At 64.0% G+C, this 26,899-nt stretch carries 21 protein-coding genes; 16 read left to right on the top strand and 5 right to left on the bottom strand.

Translation table 11 applies throughout. The features are described 5' to 3' along the window. Positions 1 to 34: 34 nt before the first annotated feature. Together AC3IR3_RS16780 and AC3IR3_RS16775 are read left to right on the top strand one after the other, a co-directional pair. Positions 35 to 3,043 (top strand): TonB-dependent receptor, encoded by a 3,009-nt coding sequence (locus AC3IR3_RS16780; protein WP_489193792.1) that lies wholly within the window; start codon positions 35 to 37, stop codon positions 3,041 to 3,043. A gap of 88 nt (positions 3,044 to 3,131) precedes the next feature. After that, positions 3,132 to 4,748 (top strand): NAD+ synthase, encoded by a 1,617-nt coding sequence (locus AC3IR3_RS16775; RefSeq protein ID WP_489193790.1) that lies wholly within the window; start codon positions 3,132 to 3,134, stop codon positions 4,746 to 4,748. An 815-nt stretch (positions 4,749 to 5,563) separates the two neighbouring features. Here the strand turns inward: AC3IR3_RS16775 and AC3IR3_RS16770 are convergent. Beyond that, positions 5,564 to 6,388 (bottom strand): outer membrane protein assembly factor BamD, encoded by an 825-nt coding sequence (locus AC3IR3_RS16770; RefSeq protein ID WP_489193788.1) that lies wholly within the window; start codon positions 6,386 to 6,388, stop codon positions 5,564 to 5,566. Between the two features lie 69 nt (positions 6,389 to 6,457). Here AC3IR3_RS16770 and rluD point away from each other — a divergent pair, with 69 nt between their 5' ends. Continuing rightward, positions 6,458 to 7,429 (top strand): 23S rRNA pseudouridine(1911/1915/1917) synthase RluD, encoded by a 972-nt coding sequence (gene rluD, locus AC3IR3_RS16765; RefSeq protein ID WP_132144081.1) that lies wholly within the window; start codon positions 6,458 to 6,460, stop codon positions 7,427 to 7,429. A 2-nt stretch (positions 7,430 to 7,431) separates the two neighbouring features. Continuing rightward, complete coding sequence (gene pgeF / locus AC3IR3_RS16760; protein WP_489193786.1) at positions 7,432 to 8,163, top strand: peptidoglycan editing factor PgeF; 732 nt, start codon at positions 7,432 to 7,434, stop codon at positions 8,161 to 8,163. A 46-nt stretch (positions 8,164 to 8,209) separates the two neighbouring features. On the opposite strand, the gene AC3IR3_RS16755 is transcribed toward pgeF, so the two are convergent. The 3 genes from AC3IR3_RS16755 to otsB all read right to left on the bottom strand — a co-directional run bounded on the left by AC3IR3_RS16755 (position 8,210) and on the right by otsB (position 11,557). After that, the gene (locus AC3IR3_RS16755; RefSeq protein ID WP_489193785.1) at positions 8,210 to 9,166 is read right to left on the bottom strand and encodes a DUF2167 domain-containing protein; all 957 of its coding nucleotides are present in this window, start codon (positions 9,164 to 9,166) and stop codon (positions 8,210 to 8,212) included. Between the two features lie 89 nt (positions 9,167 to 9,255). Beyond that, entirely contained in the window at positions 9,256 to 10,671 is a 1,416-nt protein-coding gene (otsA, locus tag AC3IR3_RS16750; RefSeq protein ID WP_489193784.1) for an alpha,alpha-trehalose-phosphate synthase (UDP-forming), read from the bottom strand. A gap of 115 nt (positions 10,672 to 10,786) precedes the next feature. After that, on the bottom strand, positions 10,787 to 11,557 hold the full coding sequence (gene otsB, locus AC3IR3_RS16745) for a trehalose-phosphatase (protein WP_489193783.1): 771 nt from the start codon (positions 11,555 to 11,557) through the stop codon (positions 10,787 to 10,789). A 146-nt stretch (positions 11,558 to 11,703) separates the two neighbouring features. On the opposite strand from otsB, the gene clpB reads away from it, so the two are divergent. After that, the gene (gene clpB, locus AC3IR3_RS16740; RefSeq protein WP_489193782.1) at positions 11,704 to 14,286 is read left to right on the top strand and encodes an ATP-dependent chaperone ClpB; all 2,583 of its coding nucleotides are present in this window, start codon (positions 11,704 to 11,706) and stop codon (positions 14,284 to 14,286) included. Between the two features lie 135 nt (positions 14,287 to 14,421). Here clpB and AC3IR3_RS16735 read toward each other — a convergent pair whose 3' ends face one another. After that, positions 14,422 to 16,794 (bottom strand): TonB-dependent receptor plug domain-containing protein, encoded by a 2,373-nt coding sequence (locus AC3IR3_RS16735; protein WP_489193781.1) that lies wholly within the window; start codon positions 16,792 to 16,794, stop codon positions 14,422 to 14,424. A gap of 405 nt (positions 16,795 to 17,199) precedes the next feature. Between AC3IR3_RS16735 and AC3IR3_RS16730 the strand changes: the two genes are divergently transcribed. The 11 genes from AC3IR3_RS16730 to ybgC all read left to right on the top strand — a co-directional run bounded on the left by AC3IR3_RS16730 (position 17,200) and on the right by ybgC (position 26,872). Continuing rightward, positions 17,200 to 17,511, top strand: coding sequence for an FmdB family zinc ribbon protein (locus tag AC3IR3_RS16730; protein ID WP_489193780.1), 312 nt, complete (start codon positions 17,200 to 17,202; stop codon positions 17,509 to 17,511). 106 nt (positions 17,512 to 17,617) lie between these two features. Then, entirely contained in the window at positions 17,618 to 18,223 is a 606-nt protein-coding gene (locus AC3IR3_RS16725; RefSeq protein ID WP_489193779.1) for a DUF3011 domain-containing protein, read from the top strand. A 105-nt stretch (positions 18,224 to 18,328) separates the two neighbouring features. Beyond that, positions 18,329 to 18,964: a DUF3011 domain-containing protein gene (locus tag AC3IR3_RS16720; RefSeq protein ID WP_489193778.1), complete on the top strand. Its 636-nt coding sequence runs from the start codon at positions 18,329 to 18,331 to the stop codon at positions 18,962 to 18,964. Positions 18,965 to 19,070: 106 nt separating this feature from the next. Next, complete coding sequence (gene aspS / locus AC3IR3_RS16715; protein WP_489193776.1) at positions 19,071 to 20,837, top strand: aspartate--tRNA ligase; 1,767 nt, start codon at positions 19,071 to 19,073, stop codon at positions 20,835 to 20,837. Positions 20,838 to 20,850: 13 nt separating this feature from the next. Beyond that, entirely contained in the window at positions 20,851 to 21,483 is a 633-nt protein-coding gene (locus AC3IR3_RS16710) for an esterase/lipase family protein (protein WP_489193775.1), read from the top strand. A gap of 73 nt (positions 21,484 to 21,556) precedes the next feature. Further along, on the top strand, positions 21,557 to 22,306 hold the full coding sequence (locus tag AC3IR3_RS16705) for a YebC/PmpR family DNA-binding transcriptional regulator (protein ID WP_132144105.1): 750 nt from the start codon (positions 21,557 to 21,559) through the stop codon (positions 22,304 to 22,306). 35 nt (positions 22,307 to 22,341) lie between these two features. After that, positions 22,342 to 22,863 carry a crossover junction endodeoxyribonuclease RuvC gene (gene ruvC / locus AC3IR3_RS16700; RefSeq protein ID WP_489193772.1) on the top strand — a complete coding sequence of 174 codons (522 nt, stop codon included), beginning with the start codon at positions 22,342 to 22,344 and terminating at the stop codon, positions 22,861 to 22,863. Next, positions 22,860 to 23,459 carry a Holliday junction branch migration protein RuvA gene (ruvA, locus tag AC3IR3_RS16695; protein WP_489193770.1) on the top strand — a complete coding sequence of 200 codons (600 nt, stop codon included), beginning with the start codon at positions 22,860 to 22,862 and terminating at the stop codon, positions 23,457 to 23,459. The genes ruvC and ruvA overlap by 4 nt, the downstream gene beginning before the upstream one ends. Before the next feature lie 14 nt (positions 23,460 to 23,473). After that, the gene (locus tag AC3IR3_RS16690) at positions 23,474 to 25,360 is read left to right on the top strand and encodes a potassium transporter Kup (protein WP_132144111.1); all 1,887 of its coding nucleotides are present in this window, start codon (positions 23,474 to 23,476) and stop codon (positions 25,358 to 25,360) included. A 67-nt stretch (positions 25,361 to 25,427) separates the two neighbouring features. Further along, positions 25,428 to 26,468 carry a Holliday junction branch migration DNA helicase RuvB gene (ruvB, locus tag AC3IR3_RS16685; protein ID WP_489193768.1) on the top strand — a complete coding sequence of 347 codons (1,041 nt, stop codon included), beginning with the start codon at positions 25,428 to 25,430 and terminating at the stop codon, positions 26,466 to 26,468. Then, complete coding sequence (gene ybgC, locus AC3IR3_RS16680) at positions 26,465 to 26,872, top strand: tol-pal system-associated acyl-CoA thioesterase (RefSeq protein WP_132144115.1); 408 nt, start codon at positions 26,465 to 26,467, stop codon at positions 26,870 to 26,872. The genes ruvB and ybgC overlap by 4 nt, the downstream gene beginning before the upstream one ends. The last annotated feature ends 27 nt before the right edge of the window (positions 26,873 to 26,899 follow it).

Below are 26,899 nucleotides of genomic sequence, written 5' to 3'. Positions count from 1 at the left end.
GCTGGCTTTCTTTTGGGAAGGGGTAGATAGCTCGATGGCAACGCCGTTACTGAAAAAATCGCTGCTCGTCGCGGCGATGTTCGCCGCGCTGGCCGATGGCGCATGGGCGCAGTCGACCACCGGAACGATCTATGGCCAGGTCAAGGCGAACGATGGCGATATCGTCCGTGTGGACAACGGGGCTGGCCTGACCCGCGAAACATCCGTGGATGCACGCGGCAGGTACTCGATCGCGCAGTTGCCGCTCGGCACCTATACGGTATCGGTGATAAGGCAGGGCGCGCCGGCGCAGACCCGCGACAACATCGCACTACGCGTCGGTTCGGGCGTGGAGGTGTCTTTCGCGGATCGCGATGTACAGGACCTCGGCGGCGTAAGCGTGTCGGCGCACGTGGCGCCATCGATCGACGTAACGTCCGTGGATTCGCGGACGATCGTCACCGCGGACCAGCTCGCGAAGCTGCCGCTCGCGCGCTCGTCCGAAGCGATTGCCTTGCTGGCGCCCGGCGTCGTCGACAACAGCGGTGGCTATAAGAGCGCCACGGGCAATTCGCTGGTGACCTTCGGTGGCTCCGCCGCGAGCGAGAATGCCTACTACATCAACGGATTCAGCACGACCGATCCGTTGCGTGGTTTCGGCGGCCTGTCGCTGCCGTATGGCGCGATCGACCAGCAGGAAGTCTATACGGGCGGCTATAGCGCGCAGTACGGCCGGTCCGATGGCGGCGTCATCAACGTGGTGGGCAAGCGCGGCACGAACGAATGGCATGGGGGCACCCAGGTCATCTGGGAACCGAACGCCGCTCGTGCGCAGAGCATCGACAGCTACTATACGAACGGCCTGCCGCCGCAGCCGCGTGCCGGATCGCTGTATGCGCCGAACCGCGCCAATACCGAAACGAGTACGACAGTCAGTGCTTATGCCGGCGGTCCGCTGATCAAGGACAAACTCTTCCTTTTCGCCGCGGCGGAAGTGGAACGGCAGACCGGCAACACGGTCAGCGACGTGACCAAGACGCAGGCGCCCGATACGCGATACCGCTACAACCTGCCGCGTTGGTACGCGAAGCTGGACTGGAATATCGACGACAGCAACATCGTCGAAGTGACCGGTGTGTCGGACAAGAGCGAAAAGCGGGGAACGATCTACGACTACGATTACACCGCAAGACAGCGCGGCGCGTACATCAACGGCGCCAGCAATGAAAAATACGGTGGCGACGTCTATACCGCGAAGTACACGGGTTACATCACCGACAGCCTGACCGTGACGGCGCAGTACGGCAAGATGGATACGGTCAGTTACATCAGTCCGCCCGGTTACGATCCCAGCGCGACATATATCGGCGGACTGGTCTACCAGAATCCCGCGATCACGGGCGGTTCGACCCGCAACGGTAACCAGACCGTTTTGTCGCTGACCAATCCCGGACGCGGGAACACCACGACCAATACGCGGTTCGACGTCAGCTATGTGCTGGGCGATCACACGCTCACGGCAGGCATCGACAATCAGACGGCGGTTGCCCGCGACCAGGGCAGTTCGAGTTCGGGGCCGGGCAACATCTGGACCTATGCACAGGGCCAGCCGAACCTTCCGATCTCGACGGGTCTGGGCGTCGCCGCGCCCGGATCGTATCCGGGCGGCGAGAACGGTTACTACGTCGTCAAGGGTGTGAGTTCGAGCCTGGCCACGGTGCGTTCGGCACAGCGCGCGCAGTTCGTCGAGGACAAGTGGCAGGTCAGCGACCGGCTGCTGCTGACGCTGGGTCTTCGCAACGACCAGTTCACCAACTACAACGCCAACAGCGAAGCGTTCATCCGGCAGACGAAACCGCAGTGGGCGCCCCGGCTGGGTTTCAGCTGGGACGTTTACGGCGACGCGAGCTTCAAGGTGTATGGCAACGCGGGGCGCTACTACCTCGGGCTGCCACTCAATCCGGCGCTGAATGCGGCCGGCGGTTACCTCAGTACCAGTCAGTACTTCACCTATACCGGCATCGCGAACGACGGTACGCCGACCGGCCTGACGGCTATCGCGCCGGGCGTGCCGGTGTCGTCGAATAACGCGCTGGGCATCCTGCCCGATCCGCGTACGGTGACCGCGAAGGGCATCAAGGCCGAGAACCAGGACGAATACATCCTCGGTTTCACGAAGCTTGCCGGCGACCACTGGCTTTACGGCGCCAAGGTGACCTATCGCAAGCTGCGCAACGCGATCGACGATTTCTGCGATATCGACGCCATCGTCGCCAAGGGGCGGTCGCTGGGTTATGCGATCGACGCCAGGCAGGCCAATAGTTGCTACCTGTTCAATCCGGGGCGGGCGAACACGTTCAATCTGAAGGATACGTCCGGCAACTATGTCGCCGTGCCGGTGACGAACAAGGAGCTTGGCTTCGACGCGCTCAAGCGTGCGTATTACAGCCTGGAGCTGTTGCTGGAGCATCCGTTCGACGGCCGCTGGTACGGGAAGGCCGGCTATACGTTCTCGCGCAGCTACGGCAACACCGAAGGACAGCTTCGCTCCGACCTCAACCAGACCGCCACCTCCACCAGCGAGGACTGGGACAACGGCGCGATCATGGAAAACACCAACGGTCCCCAGAACAACGACCACACGCACCAGATCAAACTGTTCGGCTATTACCAGATCACACCCGAGTGGCTCGCCTCGGCGAATATCAGTGCGATCTCGGGGACGCCTCGCCACTGCCTGGGCTACTACGGCCCGAACCACGAAGACCCGGTCGGTTACGCCCCGTACTACCACTTCTGCGATGGCCAGCCGTCTCCTCCGGGCAAACAGGGCCGGTTGCCCTGGGTACGGCAGATCGACCTTGGCCTGACGTATCGTCCCGATTTCGCGGATAAGAAACTGGCCTTCAGTGCGAGCATCTTCAACCTGCTCAACGAGCAGCACGCGCTTCAGCGCTATCCGGTATCCGAGTCGGGCCCCGGCGTGGCCGAGGCCGCTTACGGCGTCGTGACCCAGCGGCAGGCCCCGCGTTACGGGCGACTCAGCGTCTCGTACGACTTCTGAGGTGGGCCGGCCGTAGCGACTCGCCGGGCCGGCGGGTCGCTACGGCGTTATCATCGGCTTCTTCGCCCGTACGATAACGACCGTCCCCATGACATCTTTTCGCTTCGCTCTGGCTCAGTTCGACTTTCCCGTTGGTGCCACCCACGCCAACGCTTTACGGGCCAAGGAGCTGGCCGACAAGGCCCGGGATCAGCTCAAGGCATCCCTCATCGCATTTCCCGAGCTGACCCTGAGCGGCTATCCGCCGGAAGACCTGCTTCAGCGCCCGAGCTTCCTCGAAGCCTGCGCCGTGGAACTGTCCTCGCTGGCGCCGCGTATCGAAGGTATCGCCGCGGTGGTCGGGCATCCGGATACGCGCGGCGAAGTATTCAATGCCGCGAGCCTGCTCCGGGGCGGCGCGGTCGAGTGGACGTATCACAAGCAGGCGCTCCCCAATTACACCGTGTTCGACGAGAAGCGCTACTTCCGCGCCGGCGAGCACAGCCGCGTCTTCGAGATCGAGGGCGTGCGCGTCGGCATGCTGATCTGCGAGGACATATGGGAAGCCGAGCCGGCCGCGCACGCCGCCGCGGCGGGCGCCGAACTGCTGCTCGTCATCAATGCATCGCCGTATGACAGCCGCCAGGCCGCTACCCGCGAACGACTGCTGCGCCAGCGCGCCACCGAGAACGACGTGGCGATCGCCTATGTCAACCTCGTCGGCGGCCAGGACGACCTGCTGTTCGATGGCGGTTCGCTGCTGGTACAGCGCAACGGGAATATCGCGGCGCGTGCGCCCTCGTTCGAGGAAATGCTGCTGACGGTAGAGTTCGACAGCGCATCGCGCTCCCTGAAAGCCATCGACTGGCCCGAAACCGACGAGGGCGATCCGCATGTCGTCATGTATGCGGGCCTCGTTCGCGGCGTCCACGACTACGTCTGCAAGAATCATTTCTCGGGCGTGCTGCTTGGCCTTTCCGGCGGTATCGACTCGGCGCTGACGCTGGCCATCGCGGTCGATGCGCTGGGCGCCGACCGGGTCACGGCCGTCATGATGCCCACGCGTTACACGTCCGACCTGTCGCTGCACGAAGCCAAGGCACAGGCCGAGCATCTCGGGGTCGAATACCACGTCCTTCCCATCGAGAACATCTACGAATCCTTCGTCGGTACATTGGCGCCGGTATTTGAGGGCAGGGCGCCGGATATCACCGAGGAAAACCTCCAGTCGCGTTCGCGCGGCGTGCTGCTGATGGCCATGTCGAACAAGACCGGCCGCCTGCTGCTGTCCACGGGCAACAAGAGCGAAATGGCCGTCGGCTACGCCACGCTCTACGGCGACATGTGCGGTGCGTATGCCCCGCTGAAGGACCTCTACAAGACGGTGGTCTACGACATTTCGCGCTGGCGCGCGGGAATCGATGGCGCCATTCCAAAGGCGGTGATCGAGCGTCCGCCATCGGCGGAGCTGCGCCACGAGCAGACCGATCAGGATTCGCTGCCGCCTTACGACGAACTGGACGCCATCCTGGAACGTTTCATCGAAGGCGAGCAATCGGCGGAAGACATCATCGCAGCCGGTTACGACGACGCGACCGTGCGCCGTGTGATCCGCATGGTTTTCGTCAATGAGTTCAAGCGTCGGCAGTCAGCGCCGGGGCCGCGGGTGACGACCAAGGCGTTCGGGCGTGAGCGTCGGTATCCGATTACTTCTGGGTGGCGATAGGCGGGTGCGCTTTTCGGCGTGTTTGACCGGCTTGCACTAGAAGAGCGTCGCAATTCGGGAAGTCGCCGCACGGAACCAGTCGGCCCCCTCGCCGGGCCCACGTCGGACGGTCGCTGCGCGACGTGGGTGGACTGGCGGGGCTCGGTGAGCGGGCTCGGCTTTGCCATCGCTTTCGCCGTAGCACTCGGACGCTTCGCGAAGAGCCGTCGGCCACCGCCCTCGACGCTCCGGCTTCACCGTCGCTCGGGAAGGGATAGCCGCTGCGCGGCTGGTGTTCTATGGCTGCGCCCCGTCGCGCCCGCGCGGCGGGCGGGGGTTTTCGATTCGGCTCCTGCCTCAGCGAAAACGGCGGACCGTCCTGGTCCGCCCCCTGCGGGCCTTGTCCGCCCGCCGCGCTCGGTTGCGCAAGTCGCGTCGAGGGCGGTGGCCGACGGCTCTTCCGGGTGTTGCGGTTACGTGGAGGAAAGCAGCGCGTGACGCATGACCGGTGGTGACCGTATCTGGTCCGGTCCCATCACCTGCTCGGCTTGCGCTCTCCCCACAACAAACCGCAGTCGACGGTGCCGTGGCCGGGTTGGCCCTTGGGGCCGCCTTAGCCGAGGGCCGCGATGACTCGTCGGAGCGAAAGCGGCGCTACGGCCCGCTCCCGCAGGGACGGCGCCGAAGGCCCCAAGGGCCAACCCGGTCGCGGCTTCCTCAAGCCACGACCGTGAGGCGGCTGTCCCCGACCGAAGAGCGACAAGACACGTCAAGCCGTCCCCGTTAATGCGCGAAGAGCCAAAAAAAACCGGCTTTCGCCGGTTTTTTTTCGTTCCTCAATGGTGACCCGAGAACGGGATCGCCTTGCGCCAGATCGATGGGCCATGCGGCCACTTGGCGTCGGTGAGGTAGGGATGGTTCGGGTAGTTCAGCGCCAGCACCTGACGGGTCTGATCGGCCAGCGGCTGGCGGTCCAGCTCGATGTAGCTGCGGGTAAGGATCGCCAGGGCGTCCGCGGTCTGCGGCGACTGTTGGTAATGCTCGATGACGTACTGCGCGCGGTCGGCGGAGGCGATATAGGCCTTCACCCGCACGTAGTAAGTGGCAACGTTGATTTCGAACTGGGCCAGCTGGTTGCGCAGGAAGATCATGCGCTGGCGGGCGTCCGTGGCGTAGGCGCTGTTCGGATAGCGGCGCGTCAGCTGGCTGAAGTCGTCGAAAGACTGCAGGTTATAGCCCTGATCGCGGCGCGTGGAGGCGCCGTCGCGCTGGATATAGCGCTCGAGCAGACCGCCGGTTCGATCAAAATTGATCAGACCGCGCAGGTAATAGGCATAATCTGCATGCTTGTGGGTCGGAAACGTCTTGATGAATCGATTGATCGTCGAGGACGCGTCTTCCGGCTTGTTGTCTTTGTACTGCGCGTAAGCCAGCTCGATCTGAGCCTGTTCGTTGATGTCACCCGATGGGAAACGGGCGATGAGCCGTTGGTAGGCTTTCTCTGCCGCGGCGAAGTCGGCGTTTTCCAGCGATTCGTGGGCAGTGGCATAAAGCTTGTCCACCGGCATGGTGTCGATGGTGTCGCCTTTATGGCGGAACATCGAACAGGCGCTGGTCGCGAGGGCGAGAGCGAGCAGAATTATCAGCTTGGTAGCGCGCATTGAGAGAGTTCGGATGCTTAAGCGAAATTGCATGATAGCCGAAACCGGCCAGTTTCCGGGGGCACGGTCGTGACCGTGCTTCGGCATGAGGCCACGGTGCCGGTAACGGCCGCGGGACGTCGTTTCGACCAGGCTTTGGCCGAGATGTTCCCGCAGTATTCAAGATCCCGCCTGACCGGATGGGTCAAAGCGGGCTCGGTCCTGCTCGACGGCAAGAAGGCGCCCCCGCGCCAACTGCTGCATGGGGGGGAGAAAGTGGAGCTGGAGGCGGAGCTCGAAGCCGAGGTCGTGGCGGCTCCGGAGGCCATGGACCTCGATATCCGCTTCGAGGACGACGACCTGCTGGTGCTGGACAAGGCGCCGGGCCTGGTCGTCCATCCGGGCGCCGGCAACCCGGCGGGTACCCTGCTGAACGCCCTGCTGCACCATTGTCCGAAGCTGGCCGAGCTGCCGCGCGGCGGCATCGTGCACCGGCTGGACAAGGACACTGCCGGCCTGATGGTGGTGGCCAAGTCGATCGCGGCGCATACGGCGTTGGTGGCGATGCTTTCCCGCCACGACGTGCATCGCCAGTACGAGGCGGTGGTCATTGGCACCATGGTCTCCGGCGGTACGGTGGATCAGGCCATCGGCCGGCACCAGCACGATCGCCTGAAGCAGGGCGTGCGCGACGTGGAGGATGGCGGCAAGGAGGCGATCACCCATTACCGGATACGCGAGCGCTTCCGTGCCCATAGCGTGCTCCAGTGCAATCTGGAAACCGGCCGTACCCATCAGATTCGCGTGCATCTGGCCCATATGGGGCATCCGCTGATCGGCGATCCGCTTTATGGCAACGGCCTGCGTCTTCCGCGCGGCGCCGATCAGGCGCTGATCGATGTTCTGCGCGGGTTCCGTCGTCAGGCGCTGCATGCCGAGCGTCTGGCGTTCGAGCACCCGATCACGGGAGAGGCGCTGGACTTTGCCTCGCCGCGCCCGGCCGATCAGGAAGCCCTGATCGAAGCACTGCGTCTGGATACGGCGCAGCATCCGGACGACTGAGTATGAGCGAACCGTGGATTGTCCCCGACTGGCCGGTGTCTGCCGGTGTCCGTGCCGTGGTGACCACGCGGCTGGGGCCGGGTGTGTCGGCCGCGCCATTCGGGCGGTTCAATCTGGGATCGCGTTGCGGAGACGGTCCGCACGCGGTGGCGACCAATCGCAAGACGCTGGTAACGGCGTTGGACCTGCCCGCCACGCCGTTCTGGTTGCGACAGGTGCACGGAACGGCGGTGGCGAATGCCCTTGCCGGTCCGGTCGAACCCGAGGCGGATGCCTCGGTGGCGACGGGGCCGGGTGAGGTGCTCGCGATTCTGACGGCCGATTGTCTGCCGGTGCTGTTCTGTTCGCCGGACGGGAAACGCATCGGTGCCGCGCATGCGGGCTGGCGTGGATTGCTCGCGGGTGTGCTCGAACGGACGGTCGAAGCGATGGACGGTGAAGTCATCGCATGGATGGGGCCGTGTATCGGTCCCGCATCGTACGAAGTGGGCGACGAAGTGCGCGATGCGTTCGTGGCCGTGGATGCCGCGGCGAGCGGGGCTTTCCGTCCCACGCGTCCCGGACACTGGCTATGCGATCTGTACGCGCTGGCCCGGATGCGGCTGGCGGGTGCGGGCGTTGCCGGCATTTACGGCGGGGGATTCGACACCCTGACCGACGAGCGGTTCTATTCGTATCGCCGCGATGCCGCGGGAAGCGGGCGATTTGCCTCGCTGATCTGGACCGACGCCTGACCGACGACTGCAAACTCCCGCCCGTTCGGGCGGGAGTTCACGAAGGTTAGTCCTTCTTCTTTTTGAAGAACTTCGCGATGACCCCGCCTATCGCGGCGATGCCGATCACGATGAATTTCTTGGCGGCGAGCAGGAGCAGGCCCAGTTTCGCGAACAGACCGGCCTTGGCCGCGATGCCGCCGGCGACCAGTGCGCCGATGCCGTATGCCGCTATCTTGTCCGTCTTCTCGTCGAAGTCGCCGTACTGCTTGCCGGCTTCGAAATCGGTCATGGCCAACACTTCGGGCATGTCCTTTTCGACCTTGGGCAACTGGCCGATGGGGGCGATGGCCGAGAGTTGCAGATAACCATGGCGGCCCAGCACGCGGATGTCGTAATTCAGGCTGCGCGACTGTTCGCCATCCTTGTCCTTGAACTCCAGTTCGCGAGCCCAGTAGAGCTTGTGCGAGTCGGCGTCGTAATGGGGCGCGGTGGCCCAGCCAACGAGTTCGACGGCCGGGTAGCCCTCTTTGACGCGCTCTTCGTTGGCATCGTGCGTACCTTCCTTCATATCTTTCAGAAGGTCGTCGTAGTCGATGTTTTTTGCTTCGTCGTCGCGGACGTGGCCATCGTCGGAGTAGGTGACGATCACGGCCCAGGCGCTCTCCTGGGTCAGTACGTCCGACGTGGTGCCGGGCACGATAAGGCCGAGTACGTCCTTGTCCGGCGGGTTGCCCCACAGGTCTTCGAGTACGCGCTGGGCATCGCTCGCGGGGACGAAGGCGTAACCGGGCTTGAGCTTCAGCGTGGCATGTGCGCCGGGAACGGTGACGTTACCCGTCTGCAGCGTGACGGACGACAGGAATTTACGCAGCGCGGCATCGTCGGCGGCATCGTCCGAAGACGCAGCCGCGCCATCGTCGGCCACGACGACAGGAGTGGGTTCCGCGAATGCAAGGCCAGCGGGTCCGGTGGCGAGGGCCGCAAGCAGGGCCGCCCGCAGCGCGCAGGACGCGATCGTCATTGAATGTCCCCTTGGAGTTCGCGCGACACGGTGTGTCGAAGAACGCGACCGCAAGATTGTACGAGATCGCGCGCGCCGTGGCGCGGGGGTCACGATATCGTCAACGGCGTCGGCAGATAGATTTCCGGCTTGACCTTCGGCGGCTCGGTCAGTGCCTGCATGAAAGCGTTGCGCCACGCCGTGATGTCGTTGCGTTCCAGGACATCCATCATCGACTGCCAGCGCATGCGGCGCTCTTTCAGCGGCATTTTCAAGGCGCGCGACAGGGCATCGGATACCTCGTCCAGGTCCGACGGATTGACCAGCAGCGCCGCATCCAGCTCCTGCGCCGCGCCCGCGAAGCGGGAAAGCACGAGTACGCCGGGGTCCTGCGGGTCCTGGCAGGCAACGTATTCCTTGGCCACGAGGTTCATGCCGTCGCGCAGCGGCGTGACGAGACCCACTTTGGCTACGCGGAAATAGCCCGCCAGGACCTTATGCGCGAACGACTTGTTGACGTAGCGGATCGGTGCCCAGTCCGGCTCGGCATACTGGCCATTGATATGGCCGGCGCTGCGTTCCAGTTCGCGACGGAGCTGGCGGTATTCGGGAACGTCGGAACGGGACGGCGGCGCGATCTGCAACAGCGAGACGCGACCGCGCATGTCCTTGTGATCGCGCAGCAGGCGCGCGAATCCTTCGAAACGTTCCGGCAAGCCCTTGGAATAATCGAGCCGGTCGACGCCGATGATCAGCGCGCGATCGTCCAGGCTGGCGCGCAATCGGGAGACCGCGCCGGTGTCTTCCGCGCGATGCGCCAGCTCCACGGCTTCGGCGGTGTCGATGCTGATCGGGAAGACACCTGCCCGGAAGATACGGCCATTAGCGGCACGGATGCGGCCGCCGGTACGCATCGCGGCCCCGAGTTCGTGCAGGAAATAATCTTCCAGCGCGCGCAGGTCGCGCTGGGTGTGCAAGCCGACCAGATCGTACGATGCCAGTGGCTCAAGCAGTTCGCGATGCCGTGGCAGCGTGATCAGCAGGCCTGCCGCCGGAAGCGGCGTATGCAGAAAGAATCCGATCTTGTTCTCGACGCCCAGCTCGCGAAGCATGGCGGCCAGCGGAATCAGGTGATAGTCGTGCACCCAGATCACGTCGTCTTTCTGGATCAGCTTCGCAACGGTACGTGCGAAGACGCGATTGACGCGCAGGTAGCCTTCGAGATGATCGCGCCGGTAGTCGACGAGGTCGCCGCGATAATGGAACAGCGGCCAAAGGGCGCGATTGGCGAATCCGCTGTAGTAATCGTCGTGGTCGGCTTTCGAGAGATCGATCGTTGCGTAACTGATGTTGCGCTCGGAGACCTCGTGCACTTCCCTGCCGCTGTCGGCGGCGATGTTGCCGCTCCATCCGAACCACAGGCCCCCGCGTTCCTGGAGTGCGGCGTTCATGGCCGATGCTAGCCCGCCGGTCTGGGTCTGCCGGGGCAGCGCCACGCGATTGGATATGACGACTAGGCGGCTCACGGCCGCGCGACCTTTTTGGTGGCGACAGACCCGGTACGAGCCTTCATTCCGCTGCCGGAATCGGGCTGGGCTGGCTTCGGGCGGCTTTCCGGTTGGGGCATCGACTGCGTCTCCTTTATGTGAGCGTGGCGCTCACGTCAGCCAACCAAGCATGGACACCGGCCGGGCTAGGTAACGTGAAACCGGCGACCGTGGGTTCGCGCGTTCCGACCCTGATACTGCTGCCTCCGTGTGCGTTGACGATGACAAAGGCATGTTCGTCGGTGAAATCGTCGCCGAGGTAGATGGGTCGTCTGCCGACGAACGGTTCGCTGCGAAGCATGGTTTCGACGGCTTTGCCTTTGTCCATGCCGCGTGGCTTGAACTCGTAGACATAGCTGCCCGGTTGCACTTCGAAACCCGGAAAGCGCGCCGCCACGGCGGGCGTCAGCGCGGCCAGCGCGGCCTGGCGTTCCGGTCGCTCGCGGCAGTGCAGGGCGATGGAAAATCCCTTGTCTTCCACGCGCACGCCAGGTAACGACGATGCCAGTGCGAATACGGCGTCGCGCAGCGCGGCCAGTTCCACCGGGTCGACCGTCGCCGTTTCGATGCTGCCGTTCGCGCCGCGCCTTTCCATTCCATGTTGCCCGGCGGCGGCCCATGCCGGACGACCGAAGAGCCGGTCCAGGCTGGCAATGGGGCGGCCACTGACCAGGGCCAGTGCGCCGCCGAGTTGTTCGCGCAGGCGGTCCAGCATCGGCACGAGGCCGGAGTCGACGGTGACGCCCTCGGGATCGTCGGCAAAGGCGAGCAACGTGCCGTCGGCGTCGAGAAAAAGGGCGCTGTGTGCGGTAACGAGGCTGGGAGGAGGAGCGCCGAGCGGAAGGGATCGATGCGGTGCGGTCACGTTGACTCGTTTCGGCAGCGGGTGCCCAGTCTGCCAGCCCGTTTGTGAAAACGACCTTTAGTCGACGGTTGAAGGCGTATGGTCTGACCCGCACCTATTGGCCAGTGGCGGCGCGCGGCTGCCAGACAGATATGGGAGAGAAACCGATGCGAATGGATAAGCTGACGTCGCGGTTCCAGCAGGCCCTTGCCGACGCCCAGTCGCTGGCCGTGGGGCGCGACAACAACCTGCTCGAGCCGGCACACGTCATGGCGGCCTTGCTCGACCAGCAGGGTGGCTCCACCGGCCCGCTGCTGACCCAGGCCCAGGTCAACGTGCCGACCTTGCGTCAGCGTGTGGCCGAAATACTGGATCGTCTTCCGCGGGTCACCGGACAGGAAGGCAATATCAGTGTTGGCAACGAACTGACACGCCTGCTCAACCTCACCGACAAACTCGCGCAGCAGCGCGGCGATCAGTTTATCGCGAGCGAATTGTTCGTCCTGGCCGCGCTGGAGGATCGTGGCGACATCGGTGGCGCGTTGAAGGCGGCCGGTGCTACGAAGGAACGTCTGGAAGCGGCTATCGAAAAGCTGCGCGGCGGGGAAAAAGTGCAGTCCGAGAATGCCGAGGAACAACGCCAGGCCCTGGAGAAATACACCATCGACCTGACCGAGCGTGCCGAAAACGGCAAGCTCGATCCGGTGATCGGTCGCGACGAGGAAATCCGGCGTACGATCCAGGTACTGCAGCGGCGCACCAAGAACAATCCGGTGCTGATCGGCGAGCCGGGCGTGGGCAAGACCGCCATTGTCGAAGGGCTGGCCCAGCGCATCATCAATGGCGAAGTGCCCGAAGGCCTGCGCGACAGGCGCGTACTGTCGCTGGACATGGGCGCGCTGATCGCGGGTGCGAAATTCCGTGGCGAGTTCGAAGAACGCCTGAAAGCGGTGCTCAACGATCTCTCGAAGCAGGAAGGCCGCGTCATCCTGTTCATCGACGAACTGCATACGATGGTCGGTGCCGGCAAAGCCGACGGCGCGATGGACGCGGGCAATATGCTGAAGCCGGCGCTGGCGCGCGGCGAGCTGCATTGCATCGGTGCAACCACGCTGGACGAATATCGCAAATACGTGGAAAAGGATGCGGCGCTCGAACGCCGCTTCCAGAAAGTCTTCGTGGGCGAGCCCAGCGTGGAAGACACGATCGCGATCCTGCGTGGCCTCAAGGAGCGTTACGCGGTGCATCACGGCGTGGAGATCACCGATCCCGCGATCGTCGCGGCGGCGACGCTGTCGGCGCGTTATATCCCGGATCGGCAGTTGCCCGACAAGGCTATCGATCTGATGGACGAAGCGGCCTCGCGCATTCGTATGGAGATCGACTCCAAACCCGAAGAGCTCGATCGTCTGGAGCGCCGCCTGATCCAGCTGAAAATTCAGCGCGAGGCACTGCGCAAGGAGAAAGACGAGGAATCGAAGCAGCGTCTGGCCACTCTGGAAAGCGATATCGAAAAGCTGGAACGCGAATTCTCCGACCTCAATGAAGTCTGGAAATCGGAGAAAGCCACCCTGCAGGGCGCAACGAAGATCAAGGAGCAGATCGAGCAGGCGCGCCTGGAACTGGAGGCCGCGCAGCGCCGGCAGGACTACGCGAGGATGAGCGAGATCCAGTACGGCAGGCTACCGGAACTGGAAACGCAGCTTGCCGCCGCGCAGACAGCGGAGCAGCAGGATTTCACCCTGTTGCAGGATCGCGTCACCGCCGAGGAAATCGCGGAAGTGGTGTCGCGCTGGACGGGTATTCCCGTCGCCAAGATGCTGGAAGGCGAGCGCGAGAAGTTGCTGAATATGGAAGAGGCACTGCATGCGCGTGTCGTCGGTCAGGACGAGGCGGTTCGCGCCGTGTCCGACGCGATCCGGCGCGCGCGTGCGGGTCTGTCCGATCCCAATCGTCCTTACGGTTCGTTCCTGTTCTTAGGTCCCACGGGTGTGGGCAAGACCGAGCTGTGCAAAGCGCTGGCGGGATTCCTGTTCGATACGCAGGACGCGATGATCCGCATCGACATGAGCGAGTTCATGGAAAAGCATTCCGTGAGCCGGCTGGTTGGCGCGCCTCCGGGTTATGTGGGTTACGAAGAGGGTGGCTATCTGACCGAGGCGGTACGTCGCCGGCCGTATAGCGTGATCCTGCTCGACGAAGTCGAGAAGGCCCATCCGGACGTATTCAACATCCTGCTGCAGGTACTGGACGATGGACGCCTGACCGACGGTCAGGGCCGCACGGTGGATTTCCGCAATACGGTTATCGTCATGACCTCGAACCTGGGTTCCAACCTGATCCAGGAGCAGGCGGGCGACAGCGAGGCGGATTACATGCAGATGAAGGCGTCGGTGCTAGGCGTCGTGCAGGGCCACTTCCGTCCGGAATTCATCAACCGTCTGGACGACCTGGTGGTGTTCCGTCCGCTGGACAAGCGGCAGATCCGTTCGATCGCACGCATCCAGCTCGATTACCTCGGCAAGCGTCTGGCGGATCGCCAGCTGAAACTGGAACTGACCGATGCCGCGGTCGACCTGCTCGGTAGTGCCGGATTCGATCCGGTCTATGGTGCTCGTCCGCTGAAGCGGGCGATTCAGCAGCAACTGGAGAACCCGCTGGCGCAAAAGATCCTGTCTGGAGCGTTCGCGCCGGGGCAGACGATCCGCGTGGATTCGGACGGGTCGCATCTGATGTTTTCGGCGGAGTAGTTCTGGCAGGGGTTTCCGCATCGTCGCTTCGTTGGATTTTCGCCGACAAAGTCGGCTCCCACCAATCAAGAGCGAACGCTCGACAACCGGTGGGAGCCGACTTTGTCGGCGAAAGCCAACGAAGCGGTTTAGCCGCTATTTCCAGCGATACGCCACCTTCCCGTAAACAAACGCACCATTGAACCCGAACGGCGAGCTACTGCTATACGGCAGAATCCCCGACGTGCTGTTCGCTGCGAGTACTTCATCCGGATACTTGTCGAAAATGTTGTCCGCGCCGAGCGTGAACGTCCAGTTGTCGACGTTGTAGTCGGCGGCAAGATCGAGCACCCACTTCGCCGAGAACGTCTGATCGTTCGCCGGTACCGTGCTCAATACCGTGAACTGCCCGTAGCGGCTGAGATCGGCACGGAATCCCCAGTCGCTGAGGCGGTAGTTGCCGCCCAGGGTCAGTTTGTCGCGCGGCGATCCCTTTGTGATGCGACCCTGTTCGACACGGCCGATACGCTGCAGCGTGAGTCCGTTCTGCGATAGCTGCGGTGGGTTGGGTGCGATGTTGAGGATGTCGGTCTTGTTGTAGTTGTAGCCAAGGTTGAGGTCGAGCGTGCCGACCGAAACATTCGGGCGCCAGCTGCCCACGATGTCGACGCCGCGCGTGCGGGTGTCGACGGCGTTGGTGAAGTAGCGGCCGCCGTTGACGCCCGGATAGCCCTGCGAGGCAAGGAATGCCGCGACGGCGGTGCCGGTCAGGTTTTCGGACAGGACGATGCGGTCGCCGATACGTATCTGATATGCATCGACGGTGACCGATGTGGCATCGGTCGGCTGCACGACAAGGCCGAGGCTGTAATTGGTCGACTTCTCGGCCTTCAGCTTCTGCGCGCCGAACGATTGAGCGACCGGACTGGTGACCGGGAACGTGCGCACTTCGTACGGTACGCTGTTGATAAATACCGTCGATGTCGTGGAGTAAAACTGCTGTGCGAGCGACGGCGCGCGAAAGCCATTGGATGCCGTGGCGCGCAATGCGACTTTGTCGGTGAAGGCATAGCGCGCGGATAGTTTGCCGGCGACGGTGTTGCCGAAGTCGCTGTACTTCTCGTAGCGAGCCGCCGCGGATGCCGAGAGTTTCTCGGTGACCTCCGCATCGAGTTCTGCATAGGCCGCATAACTATGCCGGCTGTTCGAGCCCGAATCCGACGGCCGGAAGCCGGGGAAAACCTGCGCACCGGTACCGGAGTAGGACGTGGGATCGCCCGCGTCGATTTCGTAGTTTTCGTGCCGGTATTCGCCGCCCCATGCAAAGGTCAGCGGGCTGTGCAGCCAGCTCGCGTCGAAGTCTTTCGATACGTCGAGGTTCACCAGTTTTTCGGTGTTCTGCAACGTACCTGCGTAGAAGTGCGTCGGACTGGTGGGGCCGAGCGTGGTGTTCAGGCTGTTGTCGACATCGAATTGCAGCTGGTTCTGGCCGTAGTTGCCACTGAAATCCCAGTTCCAGCCGGCCGTCTGTCCACGGATGCCGGCAACCAGCGAACGGTCCTTGGACGTGGTGGCGATGATCGGCAGGAAGCCGTCGGGATAGATCGAGCGGATGTTGCGGCTGTCCAGCCCGGGGCGCCAGAAGCCGGCGGCGTCGGCGTTGCGGTTGCTCGCGTTGCCGAAGGCATACAGCGTGACCGTAGGGGCCAGGTTGTACTGGGCGTTGACGAACGCCGACTGATGTTTGACGTCCGGATCGCCGAAGCGCTGGTTGACGCGGCCATAGCTGGGATCGGCGGGATTGCGCAGGTCGGGGCCTGCGCGATTGGTCGGATCGTCGTGACCGGCATCGCCCGCCACGCGTATCCAGCCATCCTTGCCGAGGGCGAAACCGATATCGCCGCCGCCGTCGCGCTGGATGCCGTCGCCGGCACTGTATTTGCCCAGTGTGCCGTTGACGCTGCCGCCGGTCGCGCCGCCTTTGAGCACGATGTTGATGACCCCGGCGATGGCATCGGAGCCGTACTGGGCTGCCGCGCCGTCGCGCAGGACTTCGATGTGGTCGACGGCCTCGATAGGAATGGCGTTGAGATCGACCGGCGACGAACCGCGCCCCTGCGTGCCGTTGAGATTCACGATGGCGCCTGTGTGCCGGCGCTTTCCGTTAACCAGCACCAGTACCTGGTCCGGGGAGAGGCCGCGCAACTGGGCGGGGCGAGATCCGTCCGTACCATCGGTCAACGAAGGTCGCGGAAAATTGAGCGAGGGCAGGGCGCGTGCAAGCGCCGTGGCGAGTTCGGTGGTGCCGGTAGCTTGCAGGTCGCGCGGGCCGAGCACGTCGATGGGAGCGAGCGATTCGCTGACCGTGCGTCCGGTGGCACGTGTGCCGGTCACCACGACGGTGTCGAGCTGGGATGCTTTTTCGGGAGTCGGCGGCGCGTCCTGGGCCATCGAGCAGTTCGCGGTCAGCGCCAGGGCGATGGCGGTGGTAAGCGCGGCGTGTCGTGCACGGATGCGTTGCAGGCTCATATTGTCTTCCCCGGAAAGGCACCATGGCGTTATGCTGCGGTGCACGAAATGTCAGGCTTGCATAAAATGCGATGCCAGGTCAACAGCCGTTTAGACGTCCAAAGAAAATCCCGGTTTCTGTAGGAGCCCGCTTGCGGGCGAAAGCCAACGGAGCAGTGACGATGTGTGTCGCATCCGCAGCCCGTAGAGCGGGCTCGCGGAGGTGAGCATCCGTCTTCCCCGCCCTGCTGGCTTTCGCACCGTCATTAGATCTTTTGCCTGGCACAAGCCCGCAAGCGGTCTCCCGTAAGGAGGAATGCGCGCCCACAGACATGGAGGGATGCGCGCGCGCCCATTGAAAAACCTGCCTTCGGACAGATAATGCCGGGCTACGGCGCGCAATGCGCCAGATACGGAGCTTCCCCCATGCCCATCTACGAATTCCAGTGCCAGGCCTGCGGGCATCGCTTCGAACGTCTGCAAAAGATCTCGGACGCCGATCCGGAGATTTGTCCGACCTGCGGCGAGCCCCGCGTAGGGCGGATGTTGAGCGCGCCGTCGTTCCGTCTGGCTGGCAGTGGCTGGTACGAAACCGACTTCAAGAAGGACGGCGACAAAAAGAAGAACCTGGTCGAAGGCTCCAGCGGGGCGCCCGCCTCTCCGGCCGCGGCCGCGGCAGCGGCCCCTGCGCCTGCACCTGCACCCGCGCCATCCACGGGTAGCGCGTCGACCGACTGAATGGCCGGTAATCGCCGTGTAGGGACGGAAACGCTTTCGTCGATTCCGTTCAATGGCCGTTGTGGATGATGCGATAGCTTGGGGTCATTCACAGCGGGAGTTACGTATGCGCGGTTTTGTCGGCATGGTCGCTATAGCGGCGGTGGCGTTTGTCGTGGGAGCGGGAGTGGGCGTGCCGGTCACGGCGCATGCGCAGGGCTATGGCCCGATCCATTGCGATAGCAATGGCGGACGCTTTACCCGATGCGATGTGCCCTGGCGCGATGCCGAGCTGGTCCGCCAGGATTCGAATGCCCCATGCGAACGAGGCCGTAGCTGGGGTATGGATCGTCAGGGCCTGTGGGTCGACAAAGGTTGCCGTGGCCAGTTCGTCCCCGCGCGCGGGCGTCCCGGCTGGGGCGGCGACGATGGTCGTCCCGGTTGGGGTGGCGGTCGCCCGGATGACGACGACGACCGGCCGGGCTGGGGCGGTGGACGCCCCGACGATGGCTATGGCCGGCCGGGTGGCTGGGGGCGCGAACGCATCGTCGATTGCGACAGCAATAACAGCCGGTACAACCGTTGCAACATCGATGTCGGTCGCGGTGGGGTCCGTCTGATCAAGCGCAAGTCCGACGCGCGCTGCAACGAAGGCGAGGGCTGGGGCTGGGACGGTCGCGGCATATGGGTGGACCGGGGCTGCCGGGCGCAGTTCTCTGTCGACGTACGCTGAGTTGGGGCGGGCGCCTACATGCATTGGTGAAGCTAACTGTCTTCGGGGTTAGGGCGACGTACGTATTGTTTCGGCAGGAAGCCAAGACAGCCACAAGGAGTTGCCATGCGCGTCGCCACGATCGCCTTTCTCGTTGTTATCGCTACTGGACTCGCCGGTACCTGGTCGTTCCTCTCGCAGGCGCTGGCTCAGGAGGGGCCGGTGACGTGCGAGAGCCAGGATGCCCGCTTCACTCGTTGCTTCGTGACCTGGCAGGACGCCAAAGTGGTTAAGGGTTTGTCGAAGGCCTATTGCGAGCGAGGAGTTAACTGGGGACTGGATCGCGAGGGCTTGTGGGTGGATCGGGGTTGCCGGGCCAGGTTTGCCGAGGTCTCCGATCGCGAATCCATCCACGTCCGGCGCGCAAGAATTGTTCATGCCGATGAATCTCGCGATCGGGACCGGACGGTGGTGCTGGACCGCGATCGAGGCCATGGAGGGTTCGACTGGGCTCGACCGTACGATGAAACGCACAGGGCCGGGGAGGCCCGGCCGGGCGGTGCCGCTTCCTCGCGCGTTGTCGAATGCAATAGCCGGGAGCGGAGGTATCGCGTCTGTCTCGCGGGGCGCGGCAATCACCATGGCCGGATGATCCGGCAACTGTCCGACGCCCGTTGCCAGGAAGGTTACAGCTGGGGATGGAACCGGGCCGGCGTTTGGGTGGACAAGGGCTGCCGCGGTATTTTCGAGGTATACGACTGAGCGCCCCTCGTGGCCTCCGGCGGCCTTGAGAGACCCCGTGTCATGGTACGATCCGGGGTCTTTTCATCGCTTTACGCCGCCACGGCGGCCCGGAGTCTTCACGCGCATGCGCACGCACTTTTGCGGTCTGATCGACGAGTCGCTGATCGGCCAGGACGTCACCCTCTGCGGTTGGGTCAATACGCTTCGTCTCCAGAGCCACGTGGCCTTCGTCGACCTTCGCGACCACGAGGGCATTGCCCAGGTCGTGATCGAGCGCGAGAACGTCGATGCGTTCGCCATCGCGGGTGATCTCGGCTACGAGTTCTGCATCAGGGTCACCGGCCAGATCCGTAAGCGCCTTGCGTCCAACGACAAGCTGAAGACCGGCACGGTGGAGCTCATCGCCGAACGCGTGGAAATCCTCAACGCGGCCCGCGATCTGCCGTTCGCGCTGCACGAGACGCCGAACGAAGACATGCGGATGACCTACCGTCATCTGGACCTGCGCCGCCCGGAAATGCAGCAGATGATGCGCACGCGTACCGCGCTGGTGCGCGAGCTGCGCCGCTATCTGGATAACGCGGGTTTCCAGGATATCGAGACGCCGATCCTGACGAAGGCCACGCCGGAAGGCGCGCGCGACTACCTGGTGCCCAGTCGCGTGCATCCGGGGCAGTTCTACGCGTTGCCGCAGTCCCCGCAGCTGTTCAAGCAATTGCTGATGATGGCTGGCTTCGATCGTTACTATCAGATCGCGCGCTGCTTCCGCGACGAAGACCTGCGCGCCGACCGCCAGCCGGAATTCACCCAGCTCGACCTGGAGTTCGCCTTCGTCGAAGAGCGCGACGTGCAGGACTTCGTCGAGGACCTGATTCGCCATGTATTCCGCGAAGTGCGCAAGGTCGAGCTGGATGCCAGCTTCCCGCGCATGACGTACGAAGAGGCCATGCGCCGCTTCGGCTCGGACAAGCCCGACCTGCGCATTCCCCTCGAACTCAACGACATCGCCGAGGCGGTGAAGCACGTGGAGTTCAAGGTGTTCGCCGAACCGGCCAACGACCCGGCGGGCCGCGTGGCCGCGCTGCGCGTGCCGGGCGGCTCGGACCTTTCCCGCAAGGACATCGACCTGCTCGCCGAATACGCCGGCAAGTACGGCGCGAAGGGCCTGGCGTGGATGAAGATCGAATCCCTGGCCAAGGGCCGCGAAGGCGTTGCCTCGCCGGTGCTGAAATTCCTCGACGATGCCGCGCTGGAGAAAATGCTTGCGCTGACCGGCGCGCAGGACACCGATCTGGTGTTCTTCGGCGCGGGTGCGTGGAAGACGGTCACCGACTTCATGGGTGCCTTGCGTATCAAGGTCGGTCGCGACCGCGGTCTGGTCGAAAATGCCTGGAAGCCGTTGTGGGTTACCGACTTCCCGATGTTCGAATACGACGCCGACGAAAAACGTTACGTCGCCCTGCATCATCCGTTCACTGCGCCGAAGGTCGACGACATCGCCGATCTGCGCGCCAATGCGGCGAACTCGGTCAGTCGCGGCTACGACATGGTGCTCAACGGCAACGAAATCGGCGGAGGGTCCATCCGTATCCACCGTCCCGACATGCAGAGCGCGGTATTCGAACTGCTGGGCATCGGTGCGGAAGAGGCCGATGCGAAGTTCGGCTTCCTGCTGAAGGCACTGCGCATGGGCGCGCCGCCCCACGGTGGCCTGGCCTTCGGTATCGACCGTATCGCCGCGCTGATGGCGGGTACCGAGTCGATCCGCGACGTTATCGCCTTCCCGAAGACCACCAGCGCACAGGATCTGATGACCGACGCACCGTCGACGGTCTCCGATCCGCAGCTGAAGGAACTGCACGTGCGGGTCGCCATCGAACCGAAGGCCTGACGGCCCGCATGCGATGAGCGCCGACGCCCCCCAGGTCATTCTGCTGCACGGCCTGTGGATGCGGGGATTCGCGCTGGCGATGCTGCAACGTCGCCTGCGCGAAGCGAATTTCGAGGTCCATCGCTTCGAATACATGAGTGTGGCCTCGCCCCCCGAAAAAGCGATCGAGCGACTGCGCAAGCGTATGAAGGCGCTGGCTCCCGCGCCGGTCCATATCGTGGGTCATAGCCTGGGCGGTATCCTGGCCCTGCTGGCCTGTCGCGAGCAGGACGACCTGCCGCCCGGCCGCATCGTCTGTCTGGGTTCGCCGCTTGCCGGCAGCGCCGCCGCGCGTGGCCTGACGGGGCATTGGGGTGGCGACATGCTGCTCGGCCGCAGTCGCGAACTGCTCGAGCACGGACTGGAGCGCTGGGACGGCGGACGCGAGGTCGGCATGGTCGCCGGGCGCATGCCCATGGGGCTTGGCGCTTTCCTTGGCGACCTGAACACCGAGCACGACGGCTCGGTGGCCGTGGCGGAAACCCGGCTGCCCGGTATCGCCGCCCATTGCACGCTGGAAACCAGTCACACGGGCCTGCTGGTGTCCGCGGATGTGGCGCGCCAGGTGGTTTCGTTCCTGCGCGACGGGCGTTTCGAGGTCGCCTGAGGGTTTCCCTCGCACGCGCTCGCCATTCGGGTAAAATCCGCCGCTTGTCCGTCTGTAAGTGGCAGGAAATGTTATGGGTAGAGGCCCGTCCATCGAAGGTCGCAAGAATGCCGAAGACGCCAAGCGCGCCAAGGTATTCACCAAGCTGATCCGCGAAATCACCATCGCGACCCGCGGCGGCGTACCCATTCCCGCGGAGAACCCGCGCCTGCGCGCGGCCGTGGACAAGGCTTTGTCGGCCAACATGACTCGCGACACCATCGATCGCGCCATCAAGCGTGGCTCGGGTGCCGACGGCGGCGCCGACATGCATGAAATCCGCTACGAGGGCTACGGCCCGGCGGGTACCGCGCTGATCATCGACTGCGTGACCGACAACCAGACCCGCACCGTCGCGGACGTTCGCGCCGCGCTGAACAAGCTCGGCGGCAACATGGGCACCACCAATTCGGTGGCGTTCCAGTTCACCCGCGTCGGGCAGGTCGTCGTCCACACCGGTGGCGACGCGGGTGTCGAGTCGAAGCTCGAGGAAGCCGCAATCGAGAACGACGCGGAAGATGTCGTGATCGCCAACGGCGTCGGTACCGTCCTGCTGGCCGCCGACCCCATCGCGGTCGAGGCGATGCGCAAAGCGCTCGCCGCCGCCGGTTTCAAGGTCGACAGCTCCGATGTCGTCATGCGTCCGAACGGTCCGCTGGTCACGCCAACCGGCGAAGCGCTTGAGCATTTCGAGAAGCTGCTCGAGCGTCTGGACGCCCTGGACGACGTCGACGAGGTCTATCACAACGCCTTGCTTCCCCCCGAGGACGCCGATCAGGAGTAAGGTCTCGGCCTCACTCGTATCGGCACCCTTCAAGCATGGTCCGCATTCTCGGCATCGATCCGGGCAGTCAGCGCACGGGCGTCGGTGTAATCGACGTGGCCGACGATGGTTCCCTGAAGCATGTTTTCCACGGCGCGCTGGTCGTGGCGGGCGAAGAAACGTTTCCTCTGCGCCTCAAACGCATATTTGACGAGTTGTGCGCCATCATCGGCACGCACGGTCCGGCGGAAGCTGCGATCGAGCGTGTATTCATGGCACGTAACGCCGACTCGGCACTAAAGCTGGGGCAGGCGCGCGGCGCCGCCATCTGTGCCGTCGTCAGCCAGGGAATCCCCGTGCACGAATATGCCGCGACCGAGGTCAAACAGGCTGTGGTGGGTACGGGGCGCGCCGACAAGACCCAGGTCCAGCACATGATCGGCATCATTCTCGGCCTGAAAGGCCCGTTGCAGGCGGACGCGGCCGATGCGCTGGCCATCGCCATCGCGCACGCGCATACGCGTTCGAGCATTCAACGCGTGGGGATTCCGCGCACCGCATGGAGGCGTCGCCGATGATCGGTCGACTACGTGGCACCCTTATCAGCAAGCAACCGCCGTCCCTGCTCATCGAGGTGGGCGGCGTGGGTTATGACGTCGACGCGCCCATGTCGACGATCTACGACCTGCCGGCCACCGGTCGCGAAGTGACCTTGCTTACCCATTACGCGGTCAAGGAAGACGGCGTGGCGCTGTACGGGTTTTTGCGCGAAACCGAACGGGCCATGTTCCGCAATCTGCTGAAGGTCAGCGGTATCGGCGCGAAGATCGCGCTGGCGGTTCTTTCCGGCGTGGCTACCGACGACCTCGCGCGGCTGGTGCATTCGGGCGATATCGCCGCGCTGACCAAGATTCCGGGCATTGGCAAGAAAACCGCCGAACGCATGGTGGTCGAGCTTCGCGATCGTGTGGACGCCGTGGGCGTTCGCCTGCCGGGCGTCAACGGATCGATGGGCGAACTGCCGACCGACCCGGTCGGCGAGGCGACGATCGCGCTCCAGCAACTGGGTTACAAGCCACCGGAAGCCGCCAGGCTGGTCGGTAAGGCTGCGGCCGAAGGCGATACCGCCGAGGCCATCATTCGCAAGGCGCTACGCGCCGCTCTGGGAGGCTGATAGTGAATCCGGAGATGCAGACGGACGTACAACACGCACATGGCAAGCGCCTCGGCGCTCTCGCGCTTGGCGCGATCGGCGTCGTATTCGGCGACATCGGCACGAGCCCGCTGTACACGATGAAAGAAACGTTGGGCACGCACGGGATGTCGCCGCAGCCGGCCGCCGTGCTGGGCATTCTGTCGCTTATTTTCTGGGCGCTGATCATGGTGGTGTCACTGAAATACGTGACCTTCGTGATGCGCGCGGACAATAAGGGCGAGGGCGGCATCATGGCGCTCATGGCGCTTGCGCAGCGCAGTGTCAGCGGGTCTCCGCGAGCGCGCTGGGTGCTGGCTGCCATCGGCATTTTCGGCGCATCGCTGTTCTATGGCGACGGCGTGATCACGCCCGCGATTTCGGTATTGTCGGCGGTCGAAGGTCTGGAAGTCGCGACGCCACAGCTCGAGGACTATGTGGTCCCGATCAGTCTGGTCATCCTGTTTTTCGTCTTCGCGGTCCAGCGGCACGGTACCGCGACGGTGGGCAAGGCCTTCGCGCCGGTGATGACTTTGTGGTTCCTCGTGCTTGCCATGCTGGGCCTGAATCAGTTGGTCCAGCATCCCCAGGTACTGGCGGCGGTCAACCCGATCTATGCGGTCGACTTCTTCCTCGAACACAAGAAACAGGCATTCATCGCGCTTGGCGGCGTGGTGTTGGCGTTGACCGGCGCCGAGGCGCTGTATGCCGATATGGGGCACTTCGGTAAAAAGCCGATCCGTGTTGCCTGGTTCGGTTTCGTGCTGCCCGCTTTGCTGATCAACTATTTCGGGCAGGGCGCGCTGCTGCTGCACGACCAGTCCGCCATCGAAAATCCGTTCTACAAGATGGTGCCCGACGACTTCCTCTATCCCATGATCGCGTTGTCGACGATGGCCGCCGTCATCGCGTCGCAGGCGGTGATTTCCGGTGCGTTCTCGATGACGCGCGAAGCCATGCAGCTCGGCTATTCGCCGCGCATGGCGGTGGTGCATACGTCCCGCGAAATGTCCGGCCAGATCTTCGTGCCGTGGATCAATCGTCTGCTGCTGGTCCTGGTCATGCTGGCGGTGCTGGGCTTCCGCTCGTCGAACAACCTGGGTGCCGCTTACGGTATCGCGGTGACCGGCACGATGACGATGACCACGCTGCTGGCGCTGGTCGTGGCGCGCAAGCGCTGGCACTGGCACTGGTCGGCGGTCATTTCGGTCGGCGTCCTGTTCCTTATCATCGATCTGGCATTCTTCGGGGCGAACGCACTGAAGATCGCCCACGGTGGCTGGTTCCCGCTGGTACTCGGCGTCGTTATTTTCGCGATGATGACGACGTGGCGACGCGGCAGGGAACTGGTGGTGCGTGAAATCAAGCAATCCGGTCTGGCGCTGGAGCCCTTCATCGCCAACATCTCCGACCATCCGCCGCTGCGCGTGCCCGGCACGGCGGTGTTCCTGACCGCGAATCAGAATTCCGTACCGCACGCGATGCTGCACAACCTCAAGCACAACAAAGTTCTGCACGAGCGCAATGTGCTGCTGACGGTCGAGATGCTGGAAACCCCTCTGGCCGAAGCCGATGAGCGTATGGAAGTCATCGATTTCGGCGGAGGTTTCTTCGGGCTGCAACTGCGCTTCGGCTTCGCGGAAGATCCGAACATTCCGTTGTCGCTGAGCCGCGCGACGAATCTCGGCCTCGATTTCGACATGATGGACACGACGTTCTTCCTGTCGCGCGAAACCATCGTCGCCGACGCCAGGCGTCCCGGCATGGCCCTGTGGCGCGACAAGCTGTTCGCGTTCATGGCGAGAAACGCGCTGCCGGCAACGGCGTTCTTCCAGATTCCGGGCAATCGCCTGATCGAATTGGGTGCGCAGGTCGAAATCTGACCTGCCGGGCGTCCGGCAGGCAGGGATATAGGGGCTATTGGACCCCTCGTCCTGCCATAATGCGTCAATGACCGAACACCGCATCATCTCCACCGCGGCCGCCATGGACGACGAGGCGCTGGAGGCCAGCATCCGCCCCAAACGTCTCGCCGAGTATCTTGGCCAGGAGACGGTGCGCGAGCAGATGTCGATCTATATCGAGGCCGCGCGCAAGCGGGGCGGGGCGCTGGATCACGTGCTGATCTTCGGGCCGCCCGGCCTCGGCAAGACGACGTTGTCGCATGTCATCGCCAACGAGCTGGGTGTGAATCTGCGGTCCACGTCGGGTCCCGTGCTGGAGCGCGCCGGCGATCTCGCCGCGCTGCTGACCAACCTCGAAGCGAACGACGTGCTGTTCGTGGACGAAATCCACCGCCTGTCGCCCGTGGTCGAGGAAGTGCTCTATCCGGCGATGGAGGACTTCCAGATCGACATCATGATCGGCGAAGGTCCCGCGGCCCGTTCGATCAAGCTCGACCTGCCTCCCTTTACCCTGATCGGCGCGACCACGCGCGCGGGTCTGCTCACGGGGCCGCTGCGCGACCGTTTCGGCATCATCCAGCGGCTGGAGTTCTACAGCGTCGACGAACTGACCGCGATCGTCCGTCGCGCGGCGAAGATATTCGGTATCGCCTGCGAGCTGGAGGGCGCCGTCGAAATCGCCCGCCGCGCGCGCGGTACGCCGCGTATCGCCAACCGGTTGCTCCGGCGAGTCCGCGACTTCGCCGAGGTACGTGGCGACGGACGCATCAGCCATGACCTGGCCCGTGCGGCGATGGACATGCTCAAGGTCGACATGCAGGGATTCGACGACCTGGATCGCCGCCTGCTCAACGTCATCATCGAAAACTTCGAGGGCGGTCCGGTTGGCGTGGAATCGCTGGCCGCGGCGCTCAGCGAGGACCGCGGCACGCTGGAAGACGTCGTGGAGCCCTATCTGATCCAGCAGGGCTATCTGATCCGCACGGCCCGCGGCCGCATGGCGACGGCGAAAGCGTGGCGCCATCTGGGCCTGAGCCCGCCGCCGCGCCAGTCGATGGCGCCGGACCTGTTCGCGGGCGATGCATGACGACCTTCACGTGGCCCGTGCGAATCTACTGGGAAGACACCGACGCCGGTGGCGTCGTCTACCACTCGAACTACCTCCGTTTCATGGAGCGGGCCCGTACGGAATGGCTGCGCGCACAGGGTATCGACCAGGTCGGGCTGCGCGAGCGCACCGGTCTGGCCTTCGTCGTTCGCGATATGCAGCTCGATTTCCTGCGCCCGGCCCGTCTGGATGATGAACTCGCGGTTTCCGTGGCAGTCAAAGAGAGGCGCTCAGCCAGTATGCTGTTCGCCCAGGAGATCGCGCGCGGCGACGGCACGGTGCTGGTCCGCGCCACGGTGCGCGTTGCCTGTGTCGACCTCGTAACGATGCGGCCGGCGCAGATTCCGGGCGACCTGTTTCCCCAACATTTCCCTACCCCTTAAAGACATACCCGGCGGAGAGCCCAGAAG

The sequence above is a fragment of the Luteibacter sp. GL_149 genome, from assembly GCF_057834065.1.
This window is presented reverse-complemented; position numbering and strand designations above follow the sequence as displayed.